This is a genomic window from Cedecea sp. B1(4) (assembly GCF_059414925.1).
Map to the genome: position 1 here is coordinate 1 of NZ_JCAHMZ010000363.1, position 241 is coordinate 241.

At 51.0% G+C, this 241-nt stretch carries 1 protein-coding gene; it reads left to right on the top strand.

What is annotated here, in order from left to right; all coding sequences use genetic code 11:
* Positions 1 to 62 precede the first annotated feature (62 nt).
* Positions 63 to 241 (top strand): helix-turn-helix domain-containing protein (locus ACR6JA_RS23305; RefSeq protein WP_494599916.1); only part of this gene is annotated, 179 nt, incomplete at its 3' end.

Consider the following 241-nt stretch of genomic DNA (forward strand, 5'->3'; position numbering starts at 1 on the left):
TTCCACTCATAGGCAATATTTAGATATCATGAAAAACGATGATATTTAAGATTGGAATAAAAATGAAAAATATCAAGAGTATGGATCTCAACTTGCTCAAGGCGCTGGACGCATTGTTAGACGAACGCAATGTGACACGGGCGGCGGCCCGTCTGGGACTAACCCAGCCGGCCTTGAGTGGCATGCTGACGCGGTTGCGCGAGAGCTTCGGTGACCCGCTTTTCGCGCGCTCGCAGCGGGG